This window comes from Sphingomonas sp. LHG3406-1, from assembly GCF_029637485.1.
Taxonomy (GTDB): domain Bacteria; phylum Pseudomonadota; class Alphaproteobacteria; order Sphingomonadales; family Sphingomonadaceae; genus Sphingomicrobium.
Genome location: NZ_CP069128.1, coordinates 2,520,890 through 2,547,522 on the forward strand (window position 1 = coordinate 2,520,890; position 26,633 = coordinate 2,547,522).

Annotated in this window: 21 protein-coding genes; 5 read left to right on the plus strand and 16 right to left on the minus strand. The window is 68.5% G+C overall.

Features of this window, described 5'->3' with window-relative positions:
• The first annotated feature begins 16 nt into the window (after positions 1–16).
• Complete coding sequence (locus JOY29_RS12305; RefSeq protein WP_300973827.1) at positions 17–1,378, plus strand: alkaline phosphatase PhoX; 1,362 nt, start codon at positions 17–19, stop codon at positions 1,376–1,378.
• A gap of 12 nt (positions 1,379–1,390) precedes the next feature.
• Here JOY29_RS12305 and JOY29_RS12310 read toward each other — a convergent pair whose 3' ends face one another.
• Complete coding sequence (locus JOY29_RS12310) at positions 1,391–1,984, minus strand: TIGR04282 family arsenosugar biosynthesis glycosyltransferase (protein ID WP_300973828.1); 594 nt, start codon at positions 1,982–1,984, stop codon at positions 1,391–1,393.
• A 72-nt stretch (positions 1,985–2,056) separates the two neighbouring features.
• Between JOY29_RS12310 and JOY29_RS12315 the strand changes: the two genes are divergently transcribed.
• The 3 genes from JOY29_RS12315 to mtnP are packed head-to-tail and all read left to right on the plus strand — an operon-like array spanning position 2,057 to position 4,538.
• Entirely contained in the window at positions 2,057–2,875 is an 819-nt protein-coding gene (locus JOY29_RS12315) for a sterol desaturase family protein (RefSeq protein WP_300973829.1), read from the plus strand.
• Positions 2,875–3,666 (plus strand): DUF1499 domain-containing protein, encoded by a 792-nt coding sequence (locus JOY29_RS12320; protein WP_300973830.1) that lies wholly within the window; start codon positions 2,875–2,877, stop codon positions 3,664–3,666. Before JOY29_RS12315 ends, JOY29_RS12320 begins: the two co-directional genes overlap by 1 nt.
• Positions 3,663–4,538 (plus strand): S-methyl-5'-thioadenosine phosphorylase, encoded by an 876-nt coding sequence (gene mtnP / locus JOY29_RS12325; protein ID WP_300973831.1) that lies wholly within the window; start codon positions 3,663–3,665, stop codon positions 4,536–4,538. The genes JOY29_RS12320 and mtnP overlap by 4 nt, the downstream gene beginning before the upstream one ends.
• Here mtnP and JOY29_RS12330 read toward each other — a convergent pair.
• Genes JOY29_RS12330 through msrB form a run of 4 tightly spaced genes read right to left on the minus strand, consistent with a single transcriptional unit; the run spans position 4,529 to position 7,259 of the window.
• The gene (locus JOY29_RS12330) at positions 4,529–5,248 is read right to left on the minus strand and encodes a TIGR04283 family arsenosugar biosynthesis glycosyltransferase (protein ID WP_300973832.1); all 720 of its coding nucleotides are present in this window, start codon (positions 5,246–5,248) and stop codon (positions 4,529–4,531) included. The genes mtnP and JOY29_RS12330 overlap by 10 nt on opposite strands.
• Positions 5,203–6,153: a radical SAM protein gene (locus tag JOY29_RS12335; protein ID WP_300973833.1), complete on the minus strand. Its 951-nt coding sequence runs from the start codon at positions 6,151–6,153 to the stop codon at positions 5,203–5,205. The genes JOY29_RS12330 and JOY29_RS12335 overlap by 46 nt, the downstream gene beginning before the upstream one ends.
• Before the next feature lie 10 nt (positions 6,154–6,163).
• Entirely contained in the window at positions 6,164–6,772 is a 609-nt protein-coding gene (gene msrA / locus JOY29_RS12340; protein WP_300973834.1) for a peptide-methionine (S)-S-oxide reductase MsrA, read from the minus strand.
• 13 nt (positions 6,773–6,785) lie between these two features.
• A complete protein-coding gene (gene msrB, locus JOY29_RS12345; RefSeq protein ID WP_300973835.1) occupies positions 6,786–7,259 on the minus strand; it encodes a peptide-methionine (R)-S-oxide reductase MsrB in 474 nt (157 codons plus the stop codon).
• A 172-nt stretch (positions 7,260–7,431) separates the two neighbouring features.
• Between msrB and JOY29_RS12350 the strand changes: the two genes are divergently transcribed.
• The gene (locus JOY29_RS12350; protein ID WP_300973836.1) at positions 7,432–9,591 is read left to right on the plus strand and encodes an FAD-dependent oxidoreductase; all 2,160 of its coding nucleotides are present in this window, start codon (positions 7,432–7,434) and stop codon (positions 9,589–9,591) included.
• Positions 9,592–9,628: 37 nt separating this feature from the next.
• On the opposite strand, the gene eda is transcribed toward JOY29_RS12350, so the two are convergent.
• The 11 genes from eda to JOY29_RS12405 are packed head-to-tail and all read right to left on the minus strand — an operon-like array spanning position 9,629 to position 26,610.
• Positions 9,629–10,240: a bifunctional 4-hydroxy-2-oxoglutarate aldolase/2-dehydro-3-deoxy-phosphogluconate aldolase gene (gene eda / locus JOY29_RS12355; RefSeq protein WP_300973837.1), complete on the minus strand. Its 612-nt coding sequence runs from the start codon at positions 10,238–10,240 to the stop codon at positions 9,629–9,631.
• Positions 10,237–11,208, minus strand: coding sequence for a glucokinase (locus JOY29_RS12360; RefSeq protein ID WP_300973838.1), 972 nt, complete (start codon positions 11,206–11,208; stop codon positions 10,237–10,239). Before JOY29_RS12360 ends, eda begins: the two co-directional genes overlap by 4 nt.
• Positions 11,205–13,046, minus strand: a complete 1,842-nt coding sequence (gene edd / locus JOY29_RS12365) for a phosphogluconate dehydratase (RefSeq protein ID WP_300973839.1) — start codon at positions 13,044–13,046, stop codon at positions 11,205–11,207. The genes JOY29_RS12360 and edd overlap by 4 nt, the downstream gene beginning before the upstream one ends.
• Positions 13,039–14,499, minus strand: a complete 1,461-nt coding sequence (gene zwf / locus JOY29_RS12370; protein ID WP_300973840.1) for a glucose-6-phosphate dehydrogenase — start codon at positions 14,497–14,499, stop codon at positions 13,039–13,041. The genes edd and zwf overlap by 8 nt, the downstream gene beginning before the upstream one ends.
• Complete coding sequence (locus JOY29_RS12375) at positions 14,499–15,998, minus strand: tryptophan halogenase family protein (protein ID WP_300973841.1); 1,500 nt, start codon at positions 15,996–15,998, stop codon at positions 14,499–14,501. The genes zwf and JOY29_RS12375 overlap by 1 nt, the downstream gene beginning before the upstream one ends.
• Positions 15,995–16,900 carry an alpha/beta hydrolase-fold protein gene (locus JOY29_RS12380; RefSeq protein WP_300973842.1) on the minus strand — a complete coding sequence of 302 codons (906 nt, stop codon included), beginning with the start codon at positions 16,898–16,900 and terminating at the stop codon, positions 15,995–15,997. Before JOY29_RS12380 ends, JOY29_RS12375 begins: the two co-directional genes overlap by 4 nt.
• Positions 16,900–18,930, minus strand: coding sequence for a glycoside hydrolase family 97 protein (locus tag JOY29_RS12385; protein WP_300973843.1), 2,031 nt, complete (start codon positions 18,928–18,930; stop codon positions 16,900–16,902). The genes JOY29_RS12380 and JOY29_RS12385 overlap by 1 nt, the downstream gene beginning before the upstream one ends.
• A 4-nt stretch (positions 18,931–18,934) precedes the next feature.
• Positions 18,935–20,551, minus strand: a complete 1,617-nt coding sequence (locus JOY29_RS12390) for an alpha-glucosidase (protein ID WP_300973844.1) — start codon at positions 20,549–20,551, stop codon at positions 18,935–18,937.
• Positions 20,526–22,295: an alpha-amylase family glycosyl hydrolase gene (locus JOY29_RS12395; protein WP_300975540.1), complete on the minus strand. Its 1,770-nt coding sequence runs from the start codon at positions 22,293–22,295 to the stop codon at positions 20,526–20,528. The genes JOY29_RS12390 and JOY29_RS12395 overlap by 26 nt, the downstream gene beginning before the upstream one ends.
• A 26-nt stretch (positions 22,296–22,321) precedes the next feature.
• Complete coding sequence (locus JOY29_RS12400) at positions 22,322–23,842, minus strand: tryptophan halogenase family protein (protein WP_300973845.1); 1,521 nt, start codon at positions 23,840–23,842, stop codon at positions 22,322–22,324.
• 53 nt (positions 23,843–23,895) lie between these two features.
• Complete coding sequence (locus JOY29_RS12405) at positions 23,896–26,610, minus strand: TonB-dependent receptor (protein WP_300973846.1); 2,715 nt, start codon at positions 26,608–26,610, stop codon at positions 23,896–23,898.
• Positions 26,611–26,633: the final 23 nt, after the last annotated feature.

The window sequence follows — 26,633 nt, forward strand, 5'->3', positions numbered from 1 at the left end:
GCGGGAAGGAAGTGCGTTGCTGATCGACCGCAGGGGTTTTGCCGGGGCAGCGGCTGCCGGTCTCGCCTTCGGCGCATTGCCGGCCAGGGCCAGCCTGCTGCGGCAGGAGCAGCCCCAGGCCACCTATCGCAACGAAGCGCCGGGGTTCGGCCCGCTCGTGGCCGATCCCCTCGGCTATTTCGACCTGCCGTCCGGCTTCACCTATGCCGTCCTCAGCCAGGCCGGCGAGGCGATGGACGACGGCTTCATCGCTCCCGACAATTTCGACGGCATGGCCTGCTTTCCGGCCGGCACCGGCAGGGTCGCGCTGGTCCGCAATCATGAACTGAAGGCCGGTGCCCATGCCGCCGGCCCGGCCGGCACCAGCGACCGCCTCCACCGCCGCCTCGCCGCCTCGCCCCACTTCGGCAAGGGGCCGGACGGCCGGGTCCTGCCCGGCGGCACCAGCACGCTCGTCGTCGACCTCAAGAGCCGCCGCAGGACCCGCCAGTGGCTGAGCCTCGCCGGAACGGCAGTGAACTGCGCCGGCGGAGCAACGCCATGGGGTAGCTGGCTGTCCTGCGAGGAGACCACCATCGCCGCGCCCGAGGTCGAGCAATCGCACGGCTGGGTGTTCGAAGTGCCCGCCGCCCACCGCGGCCTGGTCGAGCCGGTGCGGCTGACGGCGATGGGCCGCTTCCGCCACGAAGCGGCCGCCGTCGATTCGGCGACCGGCATCGTCTATCTTACCGAGGACAAGGACGACGGCCTTTTCTACCGCTTCATCCCCGCCAAGAAGGGGCGGCTGGCGGAGGGTGGACGGCTGCAGGCGCTCGCCATCGCCGACCTGCCGGGCGCCGACACCCGCAACTGGAGCGAGCAGCGGATGACGGTCGGCCAGCCGCTCGCGGTCCGCTGGATCGACCTTGCCCACACCCACAGCCCCGATGACGACCTTCGCCAGCGCGGCCGTGCCGCCGGCGCCGCCATCTTCGCCCGCGGCGAAGGCGTGGAGTTCGGCAAGGGCGAGCTCTATTTCACCTGCACGTCGGGCGGCGCGAAGCGCCACGGCCAGATCATGCGCTACCGGCCCGGGCCGCAGGAGCGGCTCGACCTGTTCGTCGAAAGCGGTGACGCCGACGTCTTCGACTATGGCGACAACCTCACCATCGCGCCGTGGGGCGACCTGATCGTCTGCGAGGACCGCACCGACGGCAAGACCAACCACCTGCGCGGGGTCGCGCCGGACGGGCGCATCTACACCTTCGCCCGGCTCCATGCCGACACCGAATTGGCCGGCGTCTGCTTCTCGCCCGACGGAAGCACCATGTTCGTCAACGCCTACCGCCCCGGCAGGACGCTCGCCATCACCGGCGACTGGGCCCGCGCGCTCGCCTGATCCGGTGCCGCTCTAGGCGGCCGTGCCGGACAGGTCCGGCCAGCGGTCGAGGTCCTCGGGGCGATCGCAGTCGGCGAGCAGGGGGAGGAGGGCAGGATCGATCCCGCGCCCGCGCAGCCGCTCGAGGGTGAGGGCGAACACCTGGTCGCTGCTCCACGGCATGTCCGCGAAGAGATAGTCGCTGGGCTGGCGGAGGCCGAGCGCCCAATAGCCGCCATCCTCGGCCGGCCCGAGCACGGCAGGGCTGGTCCGCATTCGCGCCGCCGCTTCGACCAGGTGGCCGGCGGTGAGGTCCGGAAGGTCGGACCCGATGAACAGCGCGGGCGCCGGATTTGCCGCTCGCCGGAGCCGCTCGCCAAGGTCGCCCTCGCCCTGGTCGGCCAGCAGCAGATCGTCGCCGAGCCAGGCGGCGAAGTGGGCCCGGGTGGCACCGGTGGTGCGAACCTCGACCGTCAGCCCCGACGCCCGCGCCGCTTCGAGGGTCCGCTCGGTCAGCCGCCGATGCAGCGCCGCCGCGCCTTCCGCGCCAAGCGCGGGAATGAGGCGCGTCTTGGCTTTTCCAGGCTCGGGATAGCGCGTGAAGATCACCAGTCGGACAGGGCTCATCGGCCTGCTGCTAGTGCAACCGCGACCAACGGGCGAATGAAACTTGCCCCGAAAGCTGCCATTAGGGGCGCGATGAGCTTTCCCTGGCATCTGGAACCCTGGATCCGCTTCGGTGCCTTTGCCGGTGTCCTGCTGCTTCTCGCCGGGATCGAGCTGCTGGCACCGCGCCGGCGACCGTCCGCCGGCCGGCGGCAGCGCTGGCCCGGAAACCTCGGGCTGGTAGCGCTCGACACTTTGCTGGTCCGCTTCCTTTTCCCCGTCGCCGCGGTCGGTGCGGCGCTGGTCGCACAGGAGCGCGGCTGGGGGCTGTTCAGCCTCACCGCGCTTCCGTTCTGGCTGGAGATCGCGCTTGCCGTGGTGCTGCTCGACCTCATCATCTACGGCCAGCATGTGCTGTTCCACGCCGCGCCCTGGCTGTGGCGGGTGCACCGGGTGCATCATGCCGACCTCGAGTTCGACGTCACCACCGGCCTTCGCTTCCATCCGGTCGAGATCCTGCTGTCGATGGCGATCAAGGTCGCCGCGGTGATGGCGCTGGGCGCCGCCGCCCTCGCCGTGCTGATCTTCGAGGTGCTGCTCAACGCCACCGCCATGTGGAGCCATTCGAACATACGCCTGCCGGGCAGGGTCGATCGGCTGGTCCGCCACCTGCTGGTGACGCCCGACATGCACCGGACCCACCATTCGGTCGTGCCCCGCGAGACCCACAGCAATTTCGGCTTCAACCTTGCGTTCTGGGACCGTCTCTTCGGCACCTATCGCGAGCGGCCGGAGGCAGGCCATGAAGGGATGACGATCGGCATTCCGGACTATGGTTCGGCCGGGCAGCTTCGCCTCGACCGCATGCTGCTGATGCCGTTCCGGCAACCGCCTGAGGAGAAGGAGACGTGATGAGCGAGGGAGATGGCAAGGGAAGGTGGGGCGCACGCCTGTCGCTGGCGGCCCTGCTGCTCAGCCTCGGCGGCATCGGCGCGGCGCTGGTCGCGGCGATCGGCACCGGCACCGCGACCTGGGGCTTCGCCGTCGGTCTGCGGCTGCTCGGCTATGCCTTCTTCGCGGCCATCGCCGGCGGCGTGCTGGCCATCGTGGCGTGGTTCCTGCTTCGGCGGAGCGGGCGCAAGGCGGGGTGGCGGATTGCGGTGGCGCTCTTGTCCGCGCTCCTGTTCACCGGCTACCTCGGAAGCATGATCCTGACCGCCCGAAGCGTTCCGGCGATCCACGATGCGGCGACCGACCTCGACGATCTGCCACAGTTCCGGACGCTGGCCTTGCGCGCCGACAATCTCGAGCGCGTGCCCGACCAGGGCAAGCCCGAGCTCAAGGCGCTGAGCCCGGAGGAACGGTGGAAGGCGCTCCACCGCCAGGCCTATGGCGATCTCCAGCCGCTGCGCCTGGCGGTCGCTCCCGCCGACGCGCTGCGCGAGGCACAGGCGCTGGCCGAGCAGAAGGGCTGGGCGGTCGCGGCCTATGATCCCGCCGCCGGCACGCTCGAGGCGACGGCGACGACGCTCTTCTTCCGCTTCAAGGACGATGTGGTGGTCCGGGTCCGCCCCGATCCCGGCCAGGCCGGCGGCTCGATCGTCGACATGCGCTCGGTCAGCCGGGTCGGCCTCAGCGATCTCGGCGTCAATGCTCGGCGCATCCGCTCCTTCCTCAACGATCTCAAGGCCGCCGCCGAATGAGCGAGTGGACGATCGGAATCGTCGGCGGATCGGGCATCTATGCCATCGACGCGCTGGAAGACGCCGCCTGGGTCGATGTCGACACACCGTGGGGACGGCCGTCAGACCAGCTGCTGACGGGGCGCATCGGACCGGTGCGCTTCGTCTTCCTGCCCCGCCACGGACGCGGCCACCGGATCCCGCCGGGCGACGTCAACGCCCGCGCCAACATCTTCGCGCTGAAGGCGGCCGGCTGCACCGACGTCGTTGCCATCTCGGCCGTCGGCTCGCTCAGGGAGGAACTGCCGCCGGGCCAGTTCGTGGTGGTCGACCAGTTCATCGACCGCACCGTGGCCCGCCCGTCGAGCTTCTTCGGGCCTGGCCTCGTCGCCCACGTGTCGATGGCCGACCCGACCTGCGCGCGCCTTGCCGGGCTGTGCGCCGACGCCGCCACCGCGGCCGGCGCCAAGATCACGCGCGGCGGCACCTATCTCGCGATGGAAGGCCCGCAATTCTCCTCGCGCGCCGAAAGCCTGCTCTACCGCCAGTGGGGCTGCGACGTGATCGGCATGACCGCCATGCCCGAAGCCCGGCTCGCCCGCGAGGCGGAGCTGCCCTACGCGCTGGTCGGCATGGTCACCGATTATGACTGCTGGCGGGGAGAGGGCGAGAAGGTCGAGGTGGCGGCGGTGATCGCGCAGCTCGGCGCCAATGCCGACCTCGGCCGGCGGCTGGTGATCGAACTCGCCCGCTCGCTCCCCGCCGAACGCATCCCTTCGCCAGTCGATACGGTCCTCGACTTCGCGCTGATCACCGCGCCGGACGCCCGCGATCCCGCACTCCTCGAAAAGCTCGACGCGATCCTCGCCCGGACCCTCGCCCGTCAGCCGTAGTGGCGCGCGATCCGTTCGGGGCTGGCCCCGAGCGTGTAGAGCGCAAGGCAGGACAGGTTGCGCGCCGAGCGCCGCCACCAGCCGTCCCGCCGCCACCGTTCGGCCGAGGTGACCGCCGCGACGTCGATCTGCCGGATCCGCCTGCGCCCAAGTCGGCGGACGAGGTCGACATCCTCCATCAGCGGCAGCGAGCGGAAACCCCCGACCGCCTCGTACAATCGCCGCGAGACGAGCAGCCCCTGGTCGCCATAAGGGAGGGCGAGCGCGCCGACCCGAAGCCCGACGCCAAGCTCGATCAGCCGCGCCTGCCAGGCTGCATCATCGAGACGGAAGGAGAAAAAGGCTGCCTGTCCGGGCCGCTGGTCCATATGCGCCTGCGCCGCCGCCAGCCATTCCGGGCCAAGCAACGTGTCCGCATGGAGGAACAGCAGCCACGCGCCCCGTGCGGCTTCGGCGCCGGCCGCAAGCTGCCCGCCGCGCCCGCGGGCCGTCTCGATCACCCGCGCGCCACGCGCTGCCGCCAGCGCGCTGGTCCCGTCCTTCGACCCGCCATCGACCACGACCAGCTCGTCGGCGCCTGCCAGCCGATCGAGGCAGGCGGGCAGCGTCGCCGCCGCGTCGAGCGTCGGGATGATCACCGACAGCCGCACGGCGCCCGCTCCCTTCAGGCCGAGCAGCTCGCGCCGCCGAGCACGCAGAAGCGCGCGCAATGGGGATGGTTGAGCGCCACCGGCCGGCTCGCCTCGACCAGGGTCTCGCCCATGGTGAATCGCGGATCATAGGGGATGAGCGTGCAGGCGGCGACCACCGGCCGCGATTCGCCCTTGCGCTTCACCACCATGCGGCTCGACGCGCACATGATCACGTCCGGGGACTTGCCGAGGATGCCCCAGCAGGCGTCGGTGATCTCCGGCACGTCCGCCGTCGCATCCATCTCCGGGAACAGCACCAGCGCGCCCGGGTCGGCGGCGTCGACCTTCAGCCCCTCCTCGGCGAAGAGCGCTGCATAGCCGGCCCGCGCGTCACCCTGACTTTCGCCCGGCAGCTGCCGTCCGGCGATCGCCAGCCGGAAGCCATGGTCGGACAGCCAGCGGCAGCCGGCGATGGCCTTGTCCCACGTGCCCTCGCCGCGCTCCGCCTCATGGACCGCGCGACGGTAGTGATCGAGGCTGACCCGCATGGTCAGCCGCTCGCTGCGCAAGGCTTCCAACCGCTCCTCGAAGCGCCGCATCGGCCGCATGGCATTGGTCAGCACCAGCACGTCGAATCCGCGGAAGAGCGCCGCCTCCAGAATCCCGATCATGTCCGGGTTCATGAAGGGCTCGCCGCCGGTGAAGCCGATCTCCCGGACGCCGAGCGCCTGCGCCTCGTCGAGATAGGCCTCGGTCTCGGCCAGGCTGATGTACACCAGCGCGTCGTTACGCGGGCTGCTTTCGATGTAGCAGGTCTTGCAGGCGAGGTTGCAGAGCGTGCCGGTGTTGATCCACAGCGTCTCGAACCGCCGCATCGCCACCATCGCCCGCGGCTCGCCGGCGGCGGTCACCAAAGGATCGCGGAACTTGGCCGGGTCGAGCGCGCGCGCGCTGGACAGGGCGAAGGGGCTGAGGTCGTTCACGCAGCCACGTTTACTTGCCGCCCCACACTTCGGCCAGCCGCGCGTCGCGCCCGCAGCGCGAGCGGTAGAAGCGGTAGCGGATCGGGTTCTTCTTGTAATAGTCCTGGTGATAGTCCTCGGCCGGCGTGAAGGTCGCGGCGGGAAGGACCAGCGTCGCCACCGGCTTCTTCAGGACTTGCTGCGTGCGCGCGTTCATCGCCTCGGCGACCCGGCGCTGCTCGGCATTCGCCACGAAGAAGGCCGCCCGATACTGGTAGCCGCGATCGCAGAAGCTGCCGCCGGCATCGAGCGGGTCGATCGTCCGCATGAAACGTGCTGCCAGCTGTGCATAGCTGACCCTGGCCGGGTCGTAGGTCACCCGAACCGCCTCGATGTGCCCCGTGCCGCCGGCCGACACCTGCTCGTAGGTCGGATTGGCGGTGCGCCCGCCGGTATAGCCCGACACGGTCGCGATCACGCCCGGCATCTTGTCGAAGTCGCTTTCGGTGCACCAGAAGCAGCCGCCCGCGAACACCGCCGTCGCTCGCTGGCCGCCGCCTGGAGCGGTTGAGGCGGGGGAGGGATCGCTGCCGCAGGCGGTCAGTGCCCCGAGCAGGCCAAGGACCGCGAGGCGGCCCATCACGCCCACGCCCTCAGGCCGCACGGAAGGTCATTGCCGCGCCGTTCATGCAATAGCGCTTGCCGGTCGGCGCCGGCCCGTCGTCGAACACATGGCCGAGATGCCCACCGCAGCGGCGGCAATGGACTTCGGTGCGCTGGAACGGGCCGAACCCGTCGGGCCGCGTCCGCACCGCATTGGCGATCGGCGCATAGAAGCTCGGCCAGCCGGTGCCGCTCTCATATTTGGTGTCCGAGCGGTAGAGTGGCAGGGCGCAACCGGCGCAGGCATAGATGCCGCGCCTCTTCTCGTCGTTGAGCGGGCTCGAGCGCGGCCGCTCGGTCTTCTCCTCGCGCAGCACGGCGAAGGCGGCCGGCGACAGCATCCGCCGCCACTCTTCCTTCGACCGGGTGATCTCGAAGCTTTCCTTCGCCGCCGACGAGCCGCAGCCGGCCAACAGCCCGCCCAGCGCCGTCAGCGATCCGCCAAGAAACCCGCGCTTCGTCATGTTCGTATCCATGCTGCCCTTCAGCCTTGCTTGACCCGGCGTCGCTTCGATGCCCAACGCTTTCGGGTAGAGCGCGGCGCAAGCTACAGGTCGCCGAGCCCGGAAGATGGGGAGCAATGGTGCCGATGCCAAGCCACATGCCGAGCGGTTGCCCTCACCGGAGCAGCGCCGAATGAGCCGCGCGCTTGCCGGAAGGCTCGGCCTGCTCGCCCTGCTGGCCGCCGGGATCGCCGCCTTTTTCCTGCTCGACCTCGGCTCCTATCTGACGCTCGACGCGCTGAAGGCGCAGCAGGCCGGGCTGGCGACCCTGCTCGCCGAGCGCCCCGTGCTGGTGATCGGCGGCTTCTTCCTGCTCTACGTCGCGGCGACCGCCTTGTCGCTGCCGGGAGCGGTGATCCTGACCCTTGCGGCGGGCGCCATCTTCGGCCTCTGGCTCGGGACCCTGATCGTCTCCTTCGCTTCGGCGATCGGCGCCAGCTTTGCCTTTCTCTCGTCGCGCTACGTGCTGCGCGACTGGGTGAGGAGCCGCTTCGGCAAGCGCGTCGCCGCGATCGACCGCGGGATCGTCGAGGACGGCGCCTTCTACCTCCTCACCCTGCGGCTGATCCCCGCCTTTCCCTTTTTCCTGATCAACCTGGCGATGGGCCTCACCGCCATGCGCCTGCCGGTCTTCACCCTCGTCAGCCAGATCGGCATGCTCCCGGGCACTTTCGTCTACGTCAATGCCGGCACCCAGCTGGCGGCGATCGAGCGCACCTCCGACGTCCTCTCGCCCGCGCTGATCGGGTCGCTGGTCCTGCTCGGGATCTTCCCGCTCGTCGCCAAATGGCTGCTCGGCCTGCTCAAGCGCCGCCGCCTTTATCGCGGGTGGACGCGGCCCAAGCGGTTCGACCGCAACCTGGTCGTCATCGGCGCGGGCGCCGGCGGTCTCGTCACCGCCTATATCGCGGCGACGGTGCGGGCCAAGGTGACCCTCATTGAAGCGCACAAGATGGGCGGCGACTGCCTCAACACCGGCTGCGTGCCGTCCAAGGCCCTCATCCGCAGCGCCCGCGCCGCCCACGACATGCGCAGGGCCGCCGAATTCGGGATCGCCCCGGTCGAGCCGCGGGTCGACTTTCCGGCGATCATGCAGCGCATCCGCGACGTCATCACTACCATCGAGCCGGCCGACAGCGTCGAGCGCTACACCGGCCTCGGGGTCGACGTCCGCCTCGGCCATGCCACCATCGTCGATCCCTGGACGGTCGAGATCGCCGAGACCGGGGGCGGCACGACCAGGCTCACCACCCGCGCGATCGTGATCGCCGCCGGCGGCGAACCGTTTCTGCCCGACATCCCCGGCCTGAGGGAAGCGGGCGCACTCACCAGCGACACCCTGTGGGAGGCGCTTGCCCGCCGCGGCACGCTGCCCGAGCGGATGGTGATCGTCGGCGGTGGTCCGATCGGGACGGAGTTGGCGCAATCCTTCGCCCGCCTCGGCTCGGCCGTGACCCTGGTCGAGGCAGGGCCGCGCATCCTGCCCAAGGACGATGCCGACGCCGCCGACCTCATCCTCGCCACCCTCCGCCAGGAAGGCGTCACCGTCCTCCTCGGCCACAAGGCGCTGCGCTGCGAGGGCAGAAGCCTCGTCGTCGCCAGCGACGCGGGCGAGACAATCCTGCCGTTCGACGAGATCATCGTCGCCGTCGGCCGCCGCGCCCGGCTCACCGGCTATGGCCTCGAAAGCCTCGGCATCGACACCGGCAAGCCGCTGGCGCTCAACGACAAGCTCCAGACCATCTTCCCCAACATCTATGCCGCCGGCGACGTCGCCGGTGCCTACCAGTTCACCCATTATGCGGCGCACCAGGCCTGGTATGCGGCAGTCAACGCCCTGTTCGGCACCTTCCGCAGCTTCAGCCTCGACAATCGCGTCATTCCGTGGACGACCTTCACCGAACCCGAGGTCGCGCATGTCGGCCACACCGAAGCGACCGCGCGCGAGGCTGGCGTCGCTTATGAGATCGTCCGCTACGACCTCGGCCACCTCGACCGCGCCGTCGCGGAAGGGGCCCGTTCGGGCTTCGTCAAGCTGCTCGTCCAGCCCGGCAAGGACCGCATCATTGGCGCGACCATCGTCGCTGCGGGCGCGGGCGAGATGCTGGCCGAATATGTGCTGGCGATGAAGCAGGGCATCGGCCTCAACAAGGTCCTCGGCACCATCCACGCCTATCCGACCATGACCGAGGCCAACAAATATGCGGCCGGCGAGTGGAAGAAGGCGCACAAGCCCGAACGCCTGCTGGCCTGGGTCGAGCGCTTCCACGACTGGCGCCGCGGGGGCCGCTGAAGCTGGGTCGGGCGGCCCGGCGAAGAGAAGTGGCTGGTCAGGCCGGGCGAAGGGCGGAGGCGCGGCGCGCGGCCTCGCCGATGGCGGCAAGGCTCATGCCCTTCTTCACCATCCAGCTCCCGCCGATGCAGGTGACCGCCGGCTCTGCCAGCCACTCGCGCGCGCTCGCCTCGGTGATCCCGCCGGTCGGGCAGAAGCGCACCGATCCGAACGGCGCCGCCAGCGAGCGGACGGCCGGCAGTCCGCCCGAAGCCTCGGCCGGAAAGAACTTGAATCGGTCCAGCCCCAGGTCCAGCCCGCGCATGATGTCGCCCGCCGTGGCGATGCCCGGCAGATAGGCGATCCCGCTCGCCTGCGCCGCCCTGGTCAGCGGCTCGGTCAGGCCCGGAGCGACGATGAATCGCGCGCCCGCTTCCTCGGCCTCGCCCAGCTGCCGCTCATTGAGCACCGTCCCGGCGCCGACGATCGCGCCCGGCACGCCGGCCATGGCCCGGATCGAGTCCAGCGCCTGGGGCGTGCGCAGGGTGAGCTCGAGCACCGGCAGCCCGGCCTCGACCAGGGTCTCGGCCAGCGCCACCGGATCATGCTCGCCGTCCAGCACCAGCACGGGAATGACCGGCGCCGCCTTCATCACCTCGTCAACGGTCATGCGAACTTCCTCGCGAAGGCGGCGGCGGCCCCGAACAGGCCGGGCTGCGGGTGGGTGATGAGCTTGACCGGCAGCGCGTCCATCCGCCGCTCGAAGCGGCCCTTGGCGATGAAGCGGTCGCGGAAGCCCGAGCGGGGAAGGTGGTCCTTCAGCCGGAAGCCGAGCCCGCCGCCGATCGCCACCGCCGCCGCGCCCTGCGCCAGCGCGAGATCGCCCGCGACGGCGCCAAGCGACAGGCAGAAGCGGTCGAGCGCCGCCGCCGCCAGGCTGTCGCTCCCTTCCATCGCCGCGCTCCACAGCGCCTTTTCGTCATGGAAGGTCGCGGGCAGTCCCTCGATGCTGGCCAGCGCCTCGTAGATGTTCATCAGGCCGCGACCGGACAGCAGGCGCTCCACCGATACGCGGCGGAAGCTCCTGCGCAGTTCGACGAGGATGCGGTCCTCGAGCGAATCGAGCGGCGCGAAGTCGACGTGACCGCCCTCGGTCTCGATCACCTCCGGCCCGGACGCCGACAGCAACAGGCTGGCGACGCCGAGCCCGGTGCCGGGGCCGAGGATGGTGACGATCCCGCGGTCCGGCAACGGGACGTCTGGCCCGCACAGGTGAGTGTAGGCACTGCCGTCGAACGCGGCGACCGCATGGGCGACCGCGCCGAAGTCGTTCACCACCACATAGTCGCTCGCGCCGAGCTTTTCGGGGATGAGCGCCGGCCGGATCACCCACGGATTGTTGGTCAGCTTGAGCAATTCGCCCCCGACCGGTCCCGCGAAACTGATCGCCAGGGCAGGGGGCAGCGGCTCGGCGGCGCGGCGCCCGAACTCCTCCCAGGCAAGCTGGAAACTGCCATGGTCGGCGGTCTTGAGCGTGACCGGTTCGCCAAGCTCGACGACGCGGGGGCCGTCGATGGTGGCGAGGGCGAAGCGGGCGTGGGTTCCGCCGACGTCGGCGGCGACGATGCGGCGGGTCACGGTTCGACCCGGGCGTCGGTGAGGGATTGTTCGGCTTCCATCGCATGGAGCATGGCGGACGCGCCGCGCTCGGCATCGTCGGCGGTCCCGCGCATCAGCGCGAACAGCTCGCGGCCGGTGCCGACCGGCGGCGGCGGCGCCTCGGCCGGCTCGCGCGCATCGAGATCGACGCCGACGGCCTCGAGCATTCCGTCTTCCGCCGACAGGCGCACCAGGTCACCGTCGCGAAGCCGGCTGAGCGGCCCGTTCCCGAGCGCCTCGGGCGAGACGTGGATGGCCGCCGGCACCTTGCCGCTCGCGCCCGACATGCGCCCGTCGGTGACCAGCGCGACGCGGTGGCCGCGATCCTGCAGCACGCCCAGCGCCGGGGTCAGCTTGTGCAGTTCGGGCATGCCGTTGGCGCGCGGTCCCTGGAAGCGGACGACGACCACGACGTCGCGGTCGAGTTCGCCCTGCTTGAAGGCCTCCAGCACCTCGCCCTGGTCGGAGAAGAGGCGGGCGGGCGCCTCGATCGTCCAGCGGTCGGGGTCGACCGCGCTGGTCTTGAAGGTCGCTCGGCCAAGATTGCCCTTCACCAGCCGCATGCCGCCATCGGGCAGGAAGGGCGCGCTGACCGGGCGCAGCATCGTGTCGTTGCGGCTTTCGGTCACCTCGCGCCAGACGAGCTGGTCGCCGTCCATCTCCGGATGCGCGGTCCAGGCCGCGAAATCATCGGCGCCGGCGCTGAGAATGTCGGTGTGCAGCAGTCCGGCTCCCCCCAGTTCGCGCGCGATCCACGCGATTCCGCCCGCATAATGGAAATCGTTCACGTCGCCCGACCCGTTCGGATAGACCCGCGCCAGCAGCGGCACCGCCGCGGACAGCTCGTCGAAATCTTGCCAGTCGACAAGGATCCCGGCCGCCCGCGCGATCGCCGGAAGGTGGATGGCATGATTGGTCGATCCCCCGGTCGCCAGCAGCCCGATCAGCGCATTGACGATTGCCCGCTCGTCGACACAGTCGGCCAGCCGCCGCTGCTTTGTCGTTGCCAGCTCGGCCAGCCGGTGCACCGCCGCGCGGGTCAGCGCCTGGCGCAAGCCGGTCCCCGGCTGGACGAAGGCGCTGTTCGGCACGTGAAGCCCCATCAGCTCCATCATCATCTGGTTGGAATTGGCCGTCCCGTAGAAGGTGCAGGTGCCGGGGCTGTGATAGCTGGCGCTTTCCGACGCGAGCAGCTCGTCACGCCCGACCTTGCCTTCGGCATAAAGCTGGCGGATCCGCTGCTTCTCCTTGTTCGGCAGACCCGACGGCATCGGCCCGCCCGGCACCAGCAGCATCGGCAGGTGCCCGAAGCGAAGCGCGCCGATCAGCAGGCCAGGCACGATCTTGTCGCAGATGCCGAGCAGGGCAGCGCCCTCGAACATGCCGTGGCTGAGCGCCACCGCCGTGCTCATCGCGATCACGTCGCGGCTGAACAGCGACAGGTCCATCCCGTCCTGCCCCTGGGTGACGCCGTCACACATGGCCGGCACTCCGCCCGCCACCTGTGCCGTCGCGCCGACCTCGCGGGCGAAGATCTTCATCTGCTCGGGGAAACGGGCATAAGGCTGATGCGCGGAGAGCATGTCGTTGTAGGCGGTAACGATGCCGATGTTCGGCCCCGCGATGGTGCGGATGCGGTCCTTGTCTCCCTCCGCCGCGGCAAAGCCATGGGCGAAGTTGCCACAGCTCATCCGCGGGCGGGATATGCCCTTCTCGGCCTGCGCGTCCATCAGGTCGAGATAGCGCCGCCGGGTCGGCCGAGACCGTTCGATGATGCGCGAGGTGACCCGTTCGATCCGAGGGTCCAGCCTAGTCATTCCAGCTTCTCCCGTCGCGCTCGATCAGCGCGATGGCCGCGGAAGGACCCCAGGTGCCGGAAGCATAGGGGCGAGGCTTGAGATTGGCCTGGCTCCAGGCGGCGCGGATCCCGTCGATCCACTGCCACTGGGCCTCCACCTCGTCGCGGCGCACGAACAAGGTGGGGTCGCCCTCGACGAGGTCAAGCAGCAGCCGCTCGTAGGCGATGCGGCGGCGGACGTCGGCAAAGGCGTCGGCCTGGTCGATGTCGAGCTCGACATTGCGCAGGCGGATCCCGCCGCGGTCGAGCCCCGGCTGCTTGGCCATCAGTTCGAGGCTGATATTCTCTGCGGGCTGGATGGCAATCACCAGCCGGTTCGGCGCCGACGTCGCGCCGCGACTGGCGAACATGGAATGCGGCACCGACTTGAACTGGATGGCGATCTCGGTCCGCCGCTCCGGCAGCCTCTTGCCCGTCCGCAGGTAGAATGGCACGCCCGCCCAGCGCCAGTTGTCGACATGCGCCTTCAGAGCGACGAACGTCTCGGTCGTGCTCTCCCGCCCGAGATCGTCCGAATAGCGTCCGACCGGCTTGCTCCCGACCGCTCCTGCCTCATATTGCCCGATGACGCTGTCCTCGGCCCGCATCGGCCGCAACGAGCGGAGCACCTTCACTTTCTCGTCGCGCACGGCGGTCGCATCGAAGTGCGACGGCGGCTCCATCGCGACCAGCGCGAGCAGCTGCAGCATGTGGTTCTGCACCATGTCGCGCAGCGCGCCCGCGCCGTCGTAATAATCGCCGCGGCCTTCGAGCCCGATCGTCTCCGACACGGTGATCTGGACATGGTCGATGTGGCTTCCGCTCCACACCGGCTCGAACAGCAGGTTGGCGAAGCGCAGCGCGAGGAGGTTCTGGACCGTCTCCTTGCCGAGGTAATGGTCGATCCGGAACGTCCGCTCTTCGGGAAAGGCGGAGGCAACCGCGTCGTTGATCTCGCTGCTCGACGCGAGGTCGGTGCCGAGCGGCTTTTCCAGCGCCAGCCGAACGTGGGGGCCGGCGAGGCCCACCGCCTCCAGATTGTCGATCGTCGGCTTGAACAGCGACGGGGCGGTCGACAGGAAGATGGCGATCTCGCCGTCGGTGCCCACCGCCTCGGCGAGCCGCCGGTATCCTGCCGCATCCGTCGCATCGAGGGTCACGTAGCTGACCCGCTCGAGGAAGCGGTCGGCGGCGTCCGCTTCGAAGAAGGAGTCGGGCACATGGGCCTCGAGCGCCTCGCGGGCATGGGCGCGGAAGCTGCCGTCGTCATGGGCGGAGCGGGCCGTCGCGACAATCTTCAAAGCTTCGGGCAGAAGCCGGTCGTGGGCGAGCGCGTAGAGCGACGGCAGCAGCATGCGCGCCGCCAGGTCGCCGGTGGCGCCGAACAGGATCAGGGTGGTGGCGCGAACGATCTTCTCGTGAGTGTCGGTCATCAGGCGGCCTTGGCGGCGGCAAGACGCGACAGCGCCTCGCCATGCGAGGGGAAGTTCAGCGCGCAGCCGCCGACGAAGCGCTCGACCGCAGCCAGATCGACCGGACCATGCGCCACGGGTGACAGGCGCGGTGGGAAGTTGCCGTAGCCGGCGAGCATGACGTTCCAGGACATGGGTGCGTAATAAGCAGCGATCTCCTGCCGATGCACCTCTTCTTCGATATCGGCCCCGGTGAACCAGGCGGTCATGATGCCCTTGAGGCTGTCGCTCAGGCGGTCGTGGGCGGCGGCATCGCGCCAGTAGGGCGTGTCGCGGCGGAGCGCGGTCCGGTAATGGCAGACGATATAGTCGCGGATGCCTTCGTAGCGCCGGGCGATGCTGCGGTTGAAGCCGTCGCGGTCGTCCCGTTCATAAGCGTCGGTGAACCCCTGGACGGTCGCCAGCACGATGTGCAGCGCGGTCGCCTCCAGCGGCTCCAGAAACCCTTGCGCAAGGCCGATCGCCAGGCAGTTGCGGACCCAGCTGCGCTCGACCCGTCCGCAACGCATCGCCAGGTGGCGGACCTCCGCATCCTCATCGAGGCCGCAATGGCGGCGAAGCTCGGCCGCGGCGTCGTCAGGATCGATGTAGCGGCTTGAATAGACGTAACCGTTGCCCGCCCGGTTGGTCAGCGGAATGTGCCAGATCCAGCCGGCACTGGCGGCCGTCGCCCTGGTCATCGCCTGCGCGCCCGAAGCGGGCAGGGGGGTGGGCGCCACCACCGCGCGGTCGTTGAAGAGATTGTCGCCGAAGCCCCGGTGCGGCTCCTTCAGCGCCCCTTCGATCAGGCTTGCCCGAAAGCCGCTCGCATCCAGGTAGAGCTCGGCCGAGAAGCTGCGACCGTCGTCCGCCACCAGCGCGCCGATGTCGCCGGCTTCGGTCATGGTCACGTTGGCGATGGTCGCCGTCTCGTGCTTGACGCCGCGCGCCACCGCGAATTCGCGCAGGGTCGCCCCGACCAGATAGGCGTCGAAGTGATAGCCATAGCCGACCTCGAACGGGAAGTTGGCCGGCGCCAGCGGTGCCCGGCCTTCGCGCGCGATCCGGGTTGCAAGGAAGAAGGGATCCGGATGCGCCGGCACGTCCGCGCCCTTCCGACGCAGCGTGGCGGCCTGGAAGAAGGTCTGCTCGGTGAACGGGTCGACCGAGGTCGCGAACGGATGGAAGTAGCGCTCATGGCCCGGCCGGTCGGACCAGCCGACGAACTCGATGCCCGCCTTGTAGGTGGCGTTGCAGCGCGGCATCCACTCGTCCTCGGCGATCCCGAGCTCGTCGAAGAAGGCCTTCAACTGCGGGGTCGATCCCTCGCCGACGCCGATGATCCCGATGTCCTTGCTCTCGATCAGCGTCACGACCGTGCCGGACCCGCCCCAGCGCTTCTGCAGGATATTGGCCGCCATCCATCCGGCCGTTCCGCCGCCGAGGATGATCACCGATTGCGGCGGCGCCTTCAGGCTCACTTCTTCCAGTCCGCCAGCAGCCAGCCGAGCACCTCCGGAAGCCGCGCCGCCCACGCATTCTCCTCGTGGGCCGTGCCCTTGTAGACGCGGCTCTCGAAGTCGGTGCCGCGCGTCCAGCCGGCCGCCGCGACGCCTTCGTCCAGCACCGCCTGATAGGGCGCGTAATTGGCGTCGAGCGTCTCGGTGCCATGGTCCATCCACAGCCTGCGCCCCTGCGGCGCGCCGAGACGGGTGGACAGGTAGCGGCGCCAGTCGCTCTTCACCCCTTCCGCCATCGCCGGCTGCTGGCCGAGCAGGCCGGGATCGATCAGCGGGCTGTGGGTCGACACGGCCGCCGCCTTGCCGAACACGTCGGCGCGCTCGGTCAGCGCGTAGAGGCTGATCAGCCCGCCCATGCTCGATCCTGCAACCGCCGTGTAGCGGGGCTGGCTGCGGGTGCGGTAACGCTTGTCGATCTCCGGCTTCAGCGTGCCCGCGAGGAAGGTCAGATAGTCGTCGCCGGCAAGCTTGCCCTTGGCGAAGCCTTCGATGCCCTGGCGGAAGGCCCCACTGACCACCCGCGTCGGGAAGTAGCGCAGGTAGCGCGTGGCGCCCGGATGATCGACCGCGACGATCATGAACGGCGCCACCTTGCGGCTTTCGATCAGCTTCAGCGCCGCCTTGTCCGCCGCCCACACCTTGTTGAAGTTGGAGCGCTTGGGAAAGAAGACGTTCTGCCCGTCGTGCATGTACAGCACCGGATAGCGTCGCTTCGTGTCACGATCATATCCGGGCGGCAGCCACACCGTGACATGCACCTGGCCGATGTCGGCCGGCTGGTCGAACTCGACGAAGCGGCCCTGTGCCGACGCGGGTGCGGCGAGGGCGAACAGCAACGCCGCAATCGCGAGCAGCCAGCGCATTACCTTCCGAGCCTCACGAAGCGCACCGCGAAGCCGCCGCCCGGCGCCATGCGCAACGCCATGCGGTCGCCCGCGGTCACCGTCCGCTTCTCGATCGCGATCGCCCGCGGGTTGGTGCGGAAGTCCGCACCCTCACCGTCACGATAGATCTCCGCGCGATAGCGCCGCCCGGGCTCGAGGAAGGAGAGGGGGAGGTCGACATTGCGGGCTTCCTCGTCGGTGATCCCGCCCATGAACCAGGTCGATGCGCCACGCTCCCGCCGCGCGAACACCGCATGGTCGCCGACCGCGCCGTCCAGCATGCGCGTCTCGTCCCAGTCGACCGCCACGTCCTTGATGAACTGGAAGGCGGCCATGTTCGCTTCGTAATTCTCCGGCAGGTCAGCCGCCATCTGGATCGGCGAATAGATGGTCACGTAATACGCCAGCTGCCGCGCCAGCGTCGAGGGGATCGGCGTGTCGCCGCGGCCCTTCAGGCTGAGGATGCCCGGGGTGAAGTCCATCGGCCCGCCGAGCATTCGGGTGAACACCAGTGCGGTGTCATAGCTGGGCGGGTTCTTCGGCACTGCCCAGGCGTTATATTCCATGCCGCGCTGGCCCTCGCGGCTGACCCAGTTGGGGTAGGTTCGGCGCAGCCCGGTGTCCTTGATCGGCTCGTGCGCATTGATGGCGATGCGCCGCTTTGCCGCCTCCTCCACCACCTTGAGGTGATGGCGGCTCATGACCTGGCCCTCGTGCCATTCGAAGATCTTCCGGCCGTTGGCATCAAGCGCCTGCACGCCGCCGGCGTCGGACACATAACCGGTCTTGATCGCCTCCATGTCGACGGCGCGGGCAAGGTCGAGCGCGGGCCCGAGCTGCCGCTCGTAATGGGCGATGTTGGCGCTCGTCTCATGGTGCCCGATCAGGTGCACGCCCTTGCGCTTGCCGTAGGCGGCGATGCCGCGGAGGTCGTAGTCGGGATAGGGCTCGGTGAAGCTGAAGGTGTCGCCGGTTGCGAACCAGTCGCCGTCCCAGCCCTTGTTCCAGCCCTCGACCAGCAAGCCGCGGAAGCCGTGCCTGGCGGCAAAGTCGATCATCCGCTTCGCATAGGCCGTGGTCGCGCCATGCTTCGGTCCCGATGCCCAGCTCTGCGTGTCGAGGTGCATGCCCCACCAGATGCCGACATATTTCTGCGGGCGCACCCAGCTGACGTCGCCGAGCTTGTTGGGCTCGTTCAGGTTCAGGAACACCGTGTTGGCATGGTAGAGCGAGGGCGCGTCCGGGGTGATCAGCACCACCCGCCACGGCGTCTCGAACGGCGTGTCGCGGACCACCTTGGGGCCGCTCGACGAGGGCGTCAGCACCGCCTTCATGAGCCCGCCCTCGACGTGGGCGACGTTCATGCCCGAATAGTCGACCAGCGCCGCCTCGTGGATGGCGACGTGCAGTCCGTCGTCGCGCCGCATGGTGAAGGGCGTCTGGGCGGTGCCGACGCCGGTGATCGGCGTATCGTTGTAGAGATATTCCTCGCGGTTGCTCTCGAACGCCGGTGCCCACCAGGCGCGGCCGGACCCGAGCACGCGGAACTGGGTCAGCTCCTCGACGATATTGGCTGTCCTGAGGTTCGGCTGCTCCGGCAATTCGTAGCGGAAGGCGACCGCATTATCGAACAACCGGAAGCGAACGCGCAGGGTGCGCTTCAGCTTGTCGCGCTCCTGAAAGGTCAGTGCCAGCTCATTGTGGCGGTCGCGCACCGTGCGCCATTCGCCCCACGGCTGCTCCCACGTCGAGTCGCGGCTGCCCTTCTCCTGCCCCTTCAGCTCCATGTTGCGGAGCATCTGCGGCCCGTCGGTGAACAGGAAGCCGAGATGGCTTTCGCCGATCACCGGCGTCGACCCGCGCGCCACCGCATAGCCGATCCGGCCTTCGCCGTTGATCGTCACCGATAGCTGCAGCGTGCCGGAAGGAGATGCCGCGGTGGCGACGGGGGCCTGGGCCAGCGCGGGCGCGGCAAGGAACAGGGCGGTGACGGCAAGAAGGAAGCGCATCGGATCAGAGTACCTCGATCACGGCAGCATAGGGACCGAGCGACTGCGGCCCTACCTCGCCGGTGGAAAAAAGCGGGTCGCTCAGCTGGCAGCCCTGGTGGGTCGGCGACAGGTTGAACTTGCAACGCAGCCGGGTTCCGTTGCGGACGCGGTCGAACACCAGCAGCTGCTCGCTCGCCTCGACGATCTCCAGGGCCCCCAGGCGCAGTTCCGGATGCTCGTTGCGGAGCCTGAGGACTCGGCGGGTGAAATGCAGCAGCGAATCGGGATCGGCCTCCTGGCGGTCGACGCTCATCGCCGCATGGTCGCCGCCGAACGGAAGCCACGGGCGGCCGCTGGTAAAGCCGTGCCCGGGCTCGCCCGATGCCCACGGCATCGGCGTGCGCACGCCGTCGCGGCTCAGCGTCTGCGGCCAGTTGGCGATCGCCTCGGGATCCTGCAGCAGCTCGAACGGCACCTCGACCTGGGTCAGGCCAAGCTCCTCGCCCTGGTAGAGGATGATCGACCCGCGCAGCGCCCCGAGCAGCAGCATCTTGGTGCGCGCGAACTGCGCGACATGCTCGGGCGCCACCCAGCGCGACACGGCGCGCGGTGCGTCATGGTTCTCGAACGCCCAGCTTGGCCAGCCCATGTCGGGCCGGTCAGGCCAGTGCCGGGCACTGTCGGCGACCAGCGCCGGGGTCAGTCGGTCGGCATAGAGGAAGTCGAAGCCGTAGGCGCTGTGGAGCCGGCCTGGCGCCGTATAGTCGCCCATTTCCCGCTGCGCCTGCTCGCCGCCCACCTCGGCCAGTGCGAACGCCGCATTATGGCTGTCGCACAGCGCCCGCAATTTCTCGAGAAAGGGCAGGATCTCCGGCTGCGACTGGTTGTGATAATGGTGCTGGAAGTCGAACGGCCGGGTCCGCTGCCTGGGCCGCTCCACCGGCGGATTATCGGTCAGCGCCGGATCGTGCATCATGAAGTTGATGGCATCGAAGCGGAAGCCGTCAACACCCCGTTCCAACCAGAAGCGCACAATGTCGAGCAGCGCTTCCTGCACCGCCGGATGATGCCCGTTGAGCTGCGGCTGCTCCTTCAGGAAATTGTGCATGAAATATTGTTCGCGCCGCGCGTCCCAGGTCCAGCTCGGACCGCCGAACACGGACTGCCAGTTGTTGGGCGGCGAGCCGTCGGGCTTGGGGTCGGCCCAGACGTACCAGTCGGCCTTGTCGCCGGTCCGGCCGGCGCGGCTTTCCTGGAACCAGGGATGCTGGTCGCTGGTGTGGGCGAAGACGAGGTCGATCAGGACCTTGAGGCCGAGCTGGTGGGCGCGCGCCACTACCGCGTCGAAATCCTCGTTGGTGCCGAAGATGGGGTCGACCGAGCGATAATCGGCGACGTCATAGCCGAAGTCGCGCATCGGCGAGGTGAAGAAGGGCGAGATCCACACCGCGTCGGTGCCGAGCCTCGCCACATGGTCGAGCCGTGCGGCAATGCCCTTGAGGTCGCCCACCCCGTCCCCATCGCTGTCGCAGAAGCTGCGCGGATAGATCTGGTAGATGGTCGCGCCGCGCCACCAGGGCTCGGCACGCGACGCGACGGCGGGGGTCAGCGCCTCAGCGTGCGGCGCGGCAGATGACATGACCGAACGCAGGCAAGGTGACGCGGACAGTTCCCGGGGCGACCGGGGCGGCGGGGCAGGCGCCCGACATCGAGGCAAGGCCGCTGATGTCGGCGGCGATGGCGATGTTGCGGGTGATCGGCTGGGCCGAGGTGTTGACGGCGATGATCACTTCCTCGTTCGGGGTGGAGCGGCTGAAGGCGAGCAGGCCGGGCGCATCCTCGGCGGCGAGCAGACGGCTGTCGCCGCGGCGCAGCGCCACGCTGTTCGTGCGGATCCGGGAAAGCTCCCCGATCAGCCGATACAGCGGGTGCGCGGTGTCGAAATTCTCCTGCGCATTGGTCCGCTCGGTGCCGAGCAGGTCGTTGTCGAGATAGACGGCGGTCCTGGATGGGAAGAGGGTCTCGCGCGAATCCTGGTCGCCGCCGTCGCCGACGAAGCCCTGCTCGTCGCCGTAGTAGACCGTCGGAACGCCGCGCCAGGTGAACATCAGCACATGGCCGAGCTTCACGCGCGCCAGCAGTTCGTCCGGGCTCGCCGCCTTGTTCCCCTCGCGCACATAATAAGCGAAGCGGCCCTGGTCGTGGTTGCCGAGGAAGGTCGGCAGCTGCTTCGCGGTCGCCTTGCCGCCGGCATAGAGCACGTCCTGGTTCAGGAATTCGCGCCAGATCTCGGTCGGCTGTCCGCTCGCCAGGCTGCGCAGCGCCGCCTGCTTGAAGGCGAAGTCGAGCACCGTCGGAAGCTTGTCCTCGACCGTATGCTTGGCGAGGAAACCGGGCGAGAAATCGTCGTTCGCGACCTCGCCGAAGATGTGGAAGTTCGGAATGCCGCGCGCCTTGGCCCGGGCAAGCATCGCCGGCACGAACTGCTGCCAGAATTCCGGGTTCACGTGCCGCGCCGTGTCGATGCGGAAGCCGTCGATCCCGAACCGGTCGATCCAGCTGCCGTAGACGTCGATCATGCCGGCGACGACCTTCGGATGCTCGGTCATCAGATCGTCGAGGCCCACAAAATCGCCCATCGCGTTGGACTCGCCCCGGAACACCGTATCCCCGCGATTGTGGTAGAGCAGGGGATCGTTGAGCCAGGCCGGGACCTTGACGTTCTTCTCTCTGGAGTCGGTGTTCAGCGTGTAGGCGTAATTGGGGTCGGTCAGTCGGGCGAAATTCTCCGCCGTCCGCACCGTCTCGCCCATGAAGCCCGGGTTGATCGGCGCACCGTTTAGCCCGCCGCGACGCTGATAGGGATAGTCGGCAATCGAGCGATACGGGCAGGCGTTCATCGCCTCGCACTCGGCGAACTTGATGACGTCCGCCGTGTGATTGGTGATGATGTCCATGTAGACCTTCATGCCCCGCGCATGCGCCGCATCGACGAAGGCCTTGAAGTCGCCATTCTCGCCGAAATGCGGATCGACACGGGTGAAGTCGGTTACCCAATAGCCGTGATAGCCGGCGCTCTCCCCGCCCTTGGGTCCTTGCACCGGCTTGTTCTTGAATATCGGCGCGAACCAGATGGCGGTGACGCCCATGCCCTGCAGATAGTCGAGCCGGCGAACGAGCCCCTTGAGGTCGCCGCCGTGGTAGAAGCCCTTGTGGGTGGGATCGAACCCGGTCTGCAAGGCCCCGCCCTTGAGCCCGCCGCGATCGTTCCTCGGGTCGCCATTGTCGAACCGGTCCGGGAGGAGGAAGTAGATCACCTCGTCTTCAGGCAGGCGGCTGCGGAAGTCGGCGGTGGGCGCGGCGGCTGGCTGCGCCGCGGTCATCACGAGAGCGGAGGCAAGGGCGAGGATCAAGCGATGTCCTTCTGCAACTGAGGGGAGCCGAGGAGCGTGGCGACATAGTCGGCGTGCGCCGGCATCGATTGCGTCTTGCGCTGATAGGCGAGCGCAAGCGTTTTCATATAGTCTTCAAGCTCTTCGCGGGTGACGACATCCGCCAGCGGCGACCAGCTCCGGGGCTTCAGGCCCTGCCCGATCATGACCTGGCCCCAGCCTTCTTCCGTAAACAGCTCGCCGTCTTCGCGGAAGATCGCGCCCGCTTCTTCGAACAGCGCCATCTTGGCCGCCAGCGTGTCGGGGATGGGCATTGCGCGGCACTGGTCCCAGAAGGGCTCGCCGACCCGGCCATTGGCCTTGTAGTGGAGGATGAGGAAGTCGCGGATACGCTCCCATTCCGATGCGGTCATGCCGTTGAAGCTACTCCGCGCGCGGGCGAAATTGCGATCGCGGGGCAAGAAGCTCATCAGCCGCGCGATGCCCGACTGCACCAGGTGGATGCTGGTCGATTCCAGCGGCTCCATGAAGCCGGCGGCAAGCCCGAGCGCGACCACATTGCCGGCCCATGCCTCGCGCCGTCGCCCAGCGGTGAAGCGCAGCGGCCGTGGCTCGTCCAGCGCTTCCCCGTCGAGGTCGGCGAGCAGGATCGCCGCCGCCTCGTCATCGCTGATCGCGCTGCTGCAATAGACGTGGCCGTTCCCGGTGCGATGCTGGAGCGGGATACGCCACTGCCAACCCGCCTTGCGCGCAAGGGACTGGGTGTAGGGTCGGAAGGCGTGGCTTCGTTCGCACGGCACCGCCAGTGCCCGATCGTTCGGCAGCCAGTCGGACCAGTCGTCGAACCGAACACCGAGCGTCTGCCCGAGCAGCAGGCTGCGAAAGCCGGTGCAGTCGATGAAGAGATCGGCCGCAATTCGGCGGTCGCCGTCGAGCTGCAGCGCGGCCACATCGCCGCTTTCCGGATCCTGCTCGACTCGCTCGATCCTGCCCTCGACCCGCGTGACCCTGCGCTGCTCGGCATAGCGGCGCAGGAAGGCGGCGTAGAGCGAGGCGTCGAAATGATAGGCGTAGACGGGATCGGGAATAGCCGACGGTCGACCCGCCGGGCCTGCCATGCGCCGGGCGTAGGCAGCCACCGAGTTCAGCACATAATCGCCAAGCTCCCCCGCCAGCCCCTCGGCGCGCGCCCTCAGCCACAGCTGGCGGAACGGCATGAGCCCGCTGCCTCGGCCCACCGAACCGAAGGCGTGGATGTAGCTATGGTCGGGAGCGCGCCACCCGCCGAACTCGATGCCGAGCTTGAACGTGCCCTGCGTGGCCGCAAGAAACTCGCGCTCGTCGATGCCGAGCGCCGCATTGTAGTTGTGGATCTGCGGGATGGTCGCTTCGCCCACCCCGACCGTGCCGATCACATCGGATTCGACCAGAGTGATGCGGCTGCCGTCCTCGAGAAATCGCGCGAGGGCGGCTGCAGCCATCCATCCGGCGGTTCCGCCGCCGGCGACGACGATGTCGAGCCCGGATGTCATTGCCATTCAACCTGCTCGAACGGTGCCGCACCCACAACGGGTGCGGCACCTTCTGGACGCTAGCGGAACTTGTACGTGAAGCCGGCCAGGAACCGTCGACCGTAGGTTGCGTAGCGCAGATACTGATCGTCCGACACGGCATTGGCCGGCAGCGTCCGCGACGCTTCGTCGGTCAGGTTCTGACCCTGCAGGTAGAGCGACAGACCCTCGAGCATCGTGCCTTTCTGGAAGTCGTAACCGACCTGCGCATCGTAGACGGTCTCGGCCTGGACGTCCTCGCGGGCGAGTTCGCCGTTGAAGGCCCGGAAATCACCGCGGAAGGCAGAACGATAGCGCATCGAACCGCGAAGGCTGAAGCCCGCCTTCTCGAAAAAGGCGGTGAGGCTGGCGACGTGTTTGGAATAGCCCGGGATCACGTCGATCTCATTGTTGAAGTTGCGGATCCTGGTCTCGGTGTAGCCATAGCCACCGGTCAGGCCGAAGCCGTCGAGCGCCGGCGTCAGCACGTCGAACGGAAGCGTGCCGGCAAGCTCGAGACCGCGGATGTACCCGCCCTTGGTGTTCACCTGCGCCGACAGCAGGCCGATCGTTCCGTTCACCGGCGTGACCGCCGGAGCCGGGAACTGGCTGTAGTCGAACTCGGTGGTGCCGCCGGCGATGTAGCGCAGCATCTTCTTGTGGAAGAGCTGGATGGCGACGTAGCCCTTCGAGCCGAAATACTTCTCGATGTTGAGGTCGAACGCCAGCGCCTTGTGCGGCTTCAGATAAGGGTTGCCGCCGCTGCCGCTGATGATGCCGAGCGTGGTGTCGGTACCGTAATTGATGACCGTGTTCAGATCCGGCATGCGCGGACGCATGATCTGAATCGAGCTCGCGCCGCGCACGACGATGTCGTTGGGCAGGCGCGCCGACACGTTCAGGCTCGGCAGATAGTCCCAGTAGCTCGTCTTTGCGGTGACCCGCGTACGAACGCCGCCCGGGAAGGTGTCGCCGGTCGAGCTCTGCTCTGCCCGGACGGCCTGGAAGCCGACGTTTCCGGTCACTTCCGCCGCGCCGACATCCTGGCTGAAGGTGGCCATGATGTAGGGCTGGAACAGCTTCTCGGTGATCGAATAGCCCTTGTCCTGGCCGAAGCTGTTCGGAACGCGGGAGAGGATGTTGGCGTCGACCAGCTTGCGCGGATCGAAGGTGAGGATCGGACCGATGCCGCGACCGACCACCGTCGGATCGAGCAGCAGGTTGCTCGGCACCGCGATCTGCAGCGCGCCGCCGGCCGGGACGAGATAGGCCTCGACCGCCGAAAGCTCCTTGCTGCGGTCGGTGTAGCCGGCGCCGACCTTGACGCTGTCGATGAAGCCATCGAACTCGCGCTCGATCTCCGCCTTGTACTGGGCGAGGTCGTCGCGCGTGTCGCGGACGTTGTCGTAGCCGGCCTGGATGATCGCGCCGCCCCAGCCCTGCGTATCGGTCAGGAAGATCTGCGCCGGGTTCGAATAATCGAGGCTGTTGGTGAAGGTCGGTCCCTTCGGCCCCATGGTGAAGCCGATGTTGGTCGACGCGCCCGAGCGGGCATAGCCGGTGCCGGCGGTCGCCTGAAGATTCTGGTCGACGCGGTCGGTGCGCGACCAGGCCACGTCGAGGAAGGCCTTCCAGCCGTTGCCATTGTTCCAGGCGAGGTTGCCGCCGATCGAGTAAAGGTCGGCCTCGCGGTCGTTGGTGTCGTTGCGCGCGATGCCGTAGACGCCGTTCAGCGTGCCGCTGGTGATCAGCCCGCCTTCGGACTGGGCGTTGGTGAGCGTCGAATTGCCCCAGTCGGGGAAGGCCGGGAATTCGAACCAGCGGGAATCGAACCGGTCCTTGAAGTTCGAATAGAAGGCGTCGACCGTTGCGGTGATCGTGTCGTTGACCTTCGCCTGCAGCGTTCCGTTGAGGCCGAAGCGCTTCAGCTGGCTCGAATTGTTGTAGGTCTTGGAGCCGGTGAAGATCAGCTGGCCCGGATTGGACGCCGGCGATTCATAGCCCCACGCCGCCCACTCGCGCGAATGATAGGGCTCGTCCGTGTAGGACGCCGACAGCGCGACGCCGATGCGGTCGTCCGCGAACTGGTCGACGAACGTGCCGTAGAAGCGATAGCCCATGTCGCTTGTGTCGGGGTTGAGCTTCTCGTCGGTGTAGGTGCCGCGAGCGCCGACCGCGAGCACGCGGCGCTTGGCGTCGAGCGGGCGGATGGTGCGCAGGTCGATGGTGCCGACCAGGCCCTGGCTGATGAGGTTCGCGGCCGAGGTCTTGTAGACCACGACCTGGTTCAGGATCTCCGACGGGAACTGGTCGAACTCGACCGCGCGGCTGTCATTGGTGGTGGTCTGCTCGCGCCCGTTCAGGGTGGTGACCGAGAAATCCGGGCCGAAGCCGCGGATGGAGATGATGTTGGCGCGGCCCTGGGCGCGCTGCGCCGAGAGGCCGGGAAGGCGGGCGATGGATTCGCCGATGCCGTTGTCGGGAAGCTTGCCGATGTCTTCGGCGCTGACCGCCTCGACCACCTGCTCCTGGCGCTTCTTGGTGTTGATGGCGCTCTCGAGCGCGCGGCGGAAGCCGGTGACGACGATGGCCTCGCCTTCAGCCTCGGTGATAGGCTCGGCGGCGGCCTCGTCGGCCGCCGTCGGCTCCTCGGCGGGCGCAGTCTGCGCAGCGGCCGGAGTCGCAACCAGGGCCAGGCCGATCGCCAGCGGGCTCGCGGCAAGCGCAAGTCGGCTCGTGAAGTTCGAAACGTTCATTGTGTGTGTCACCCTCCTCGGAC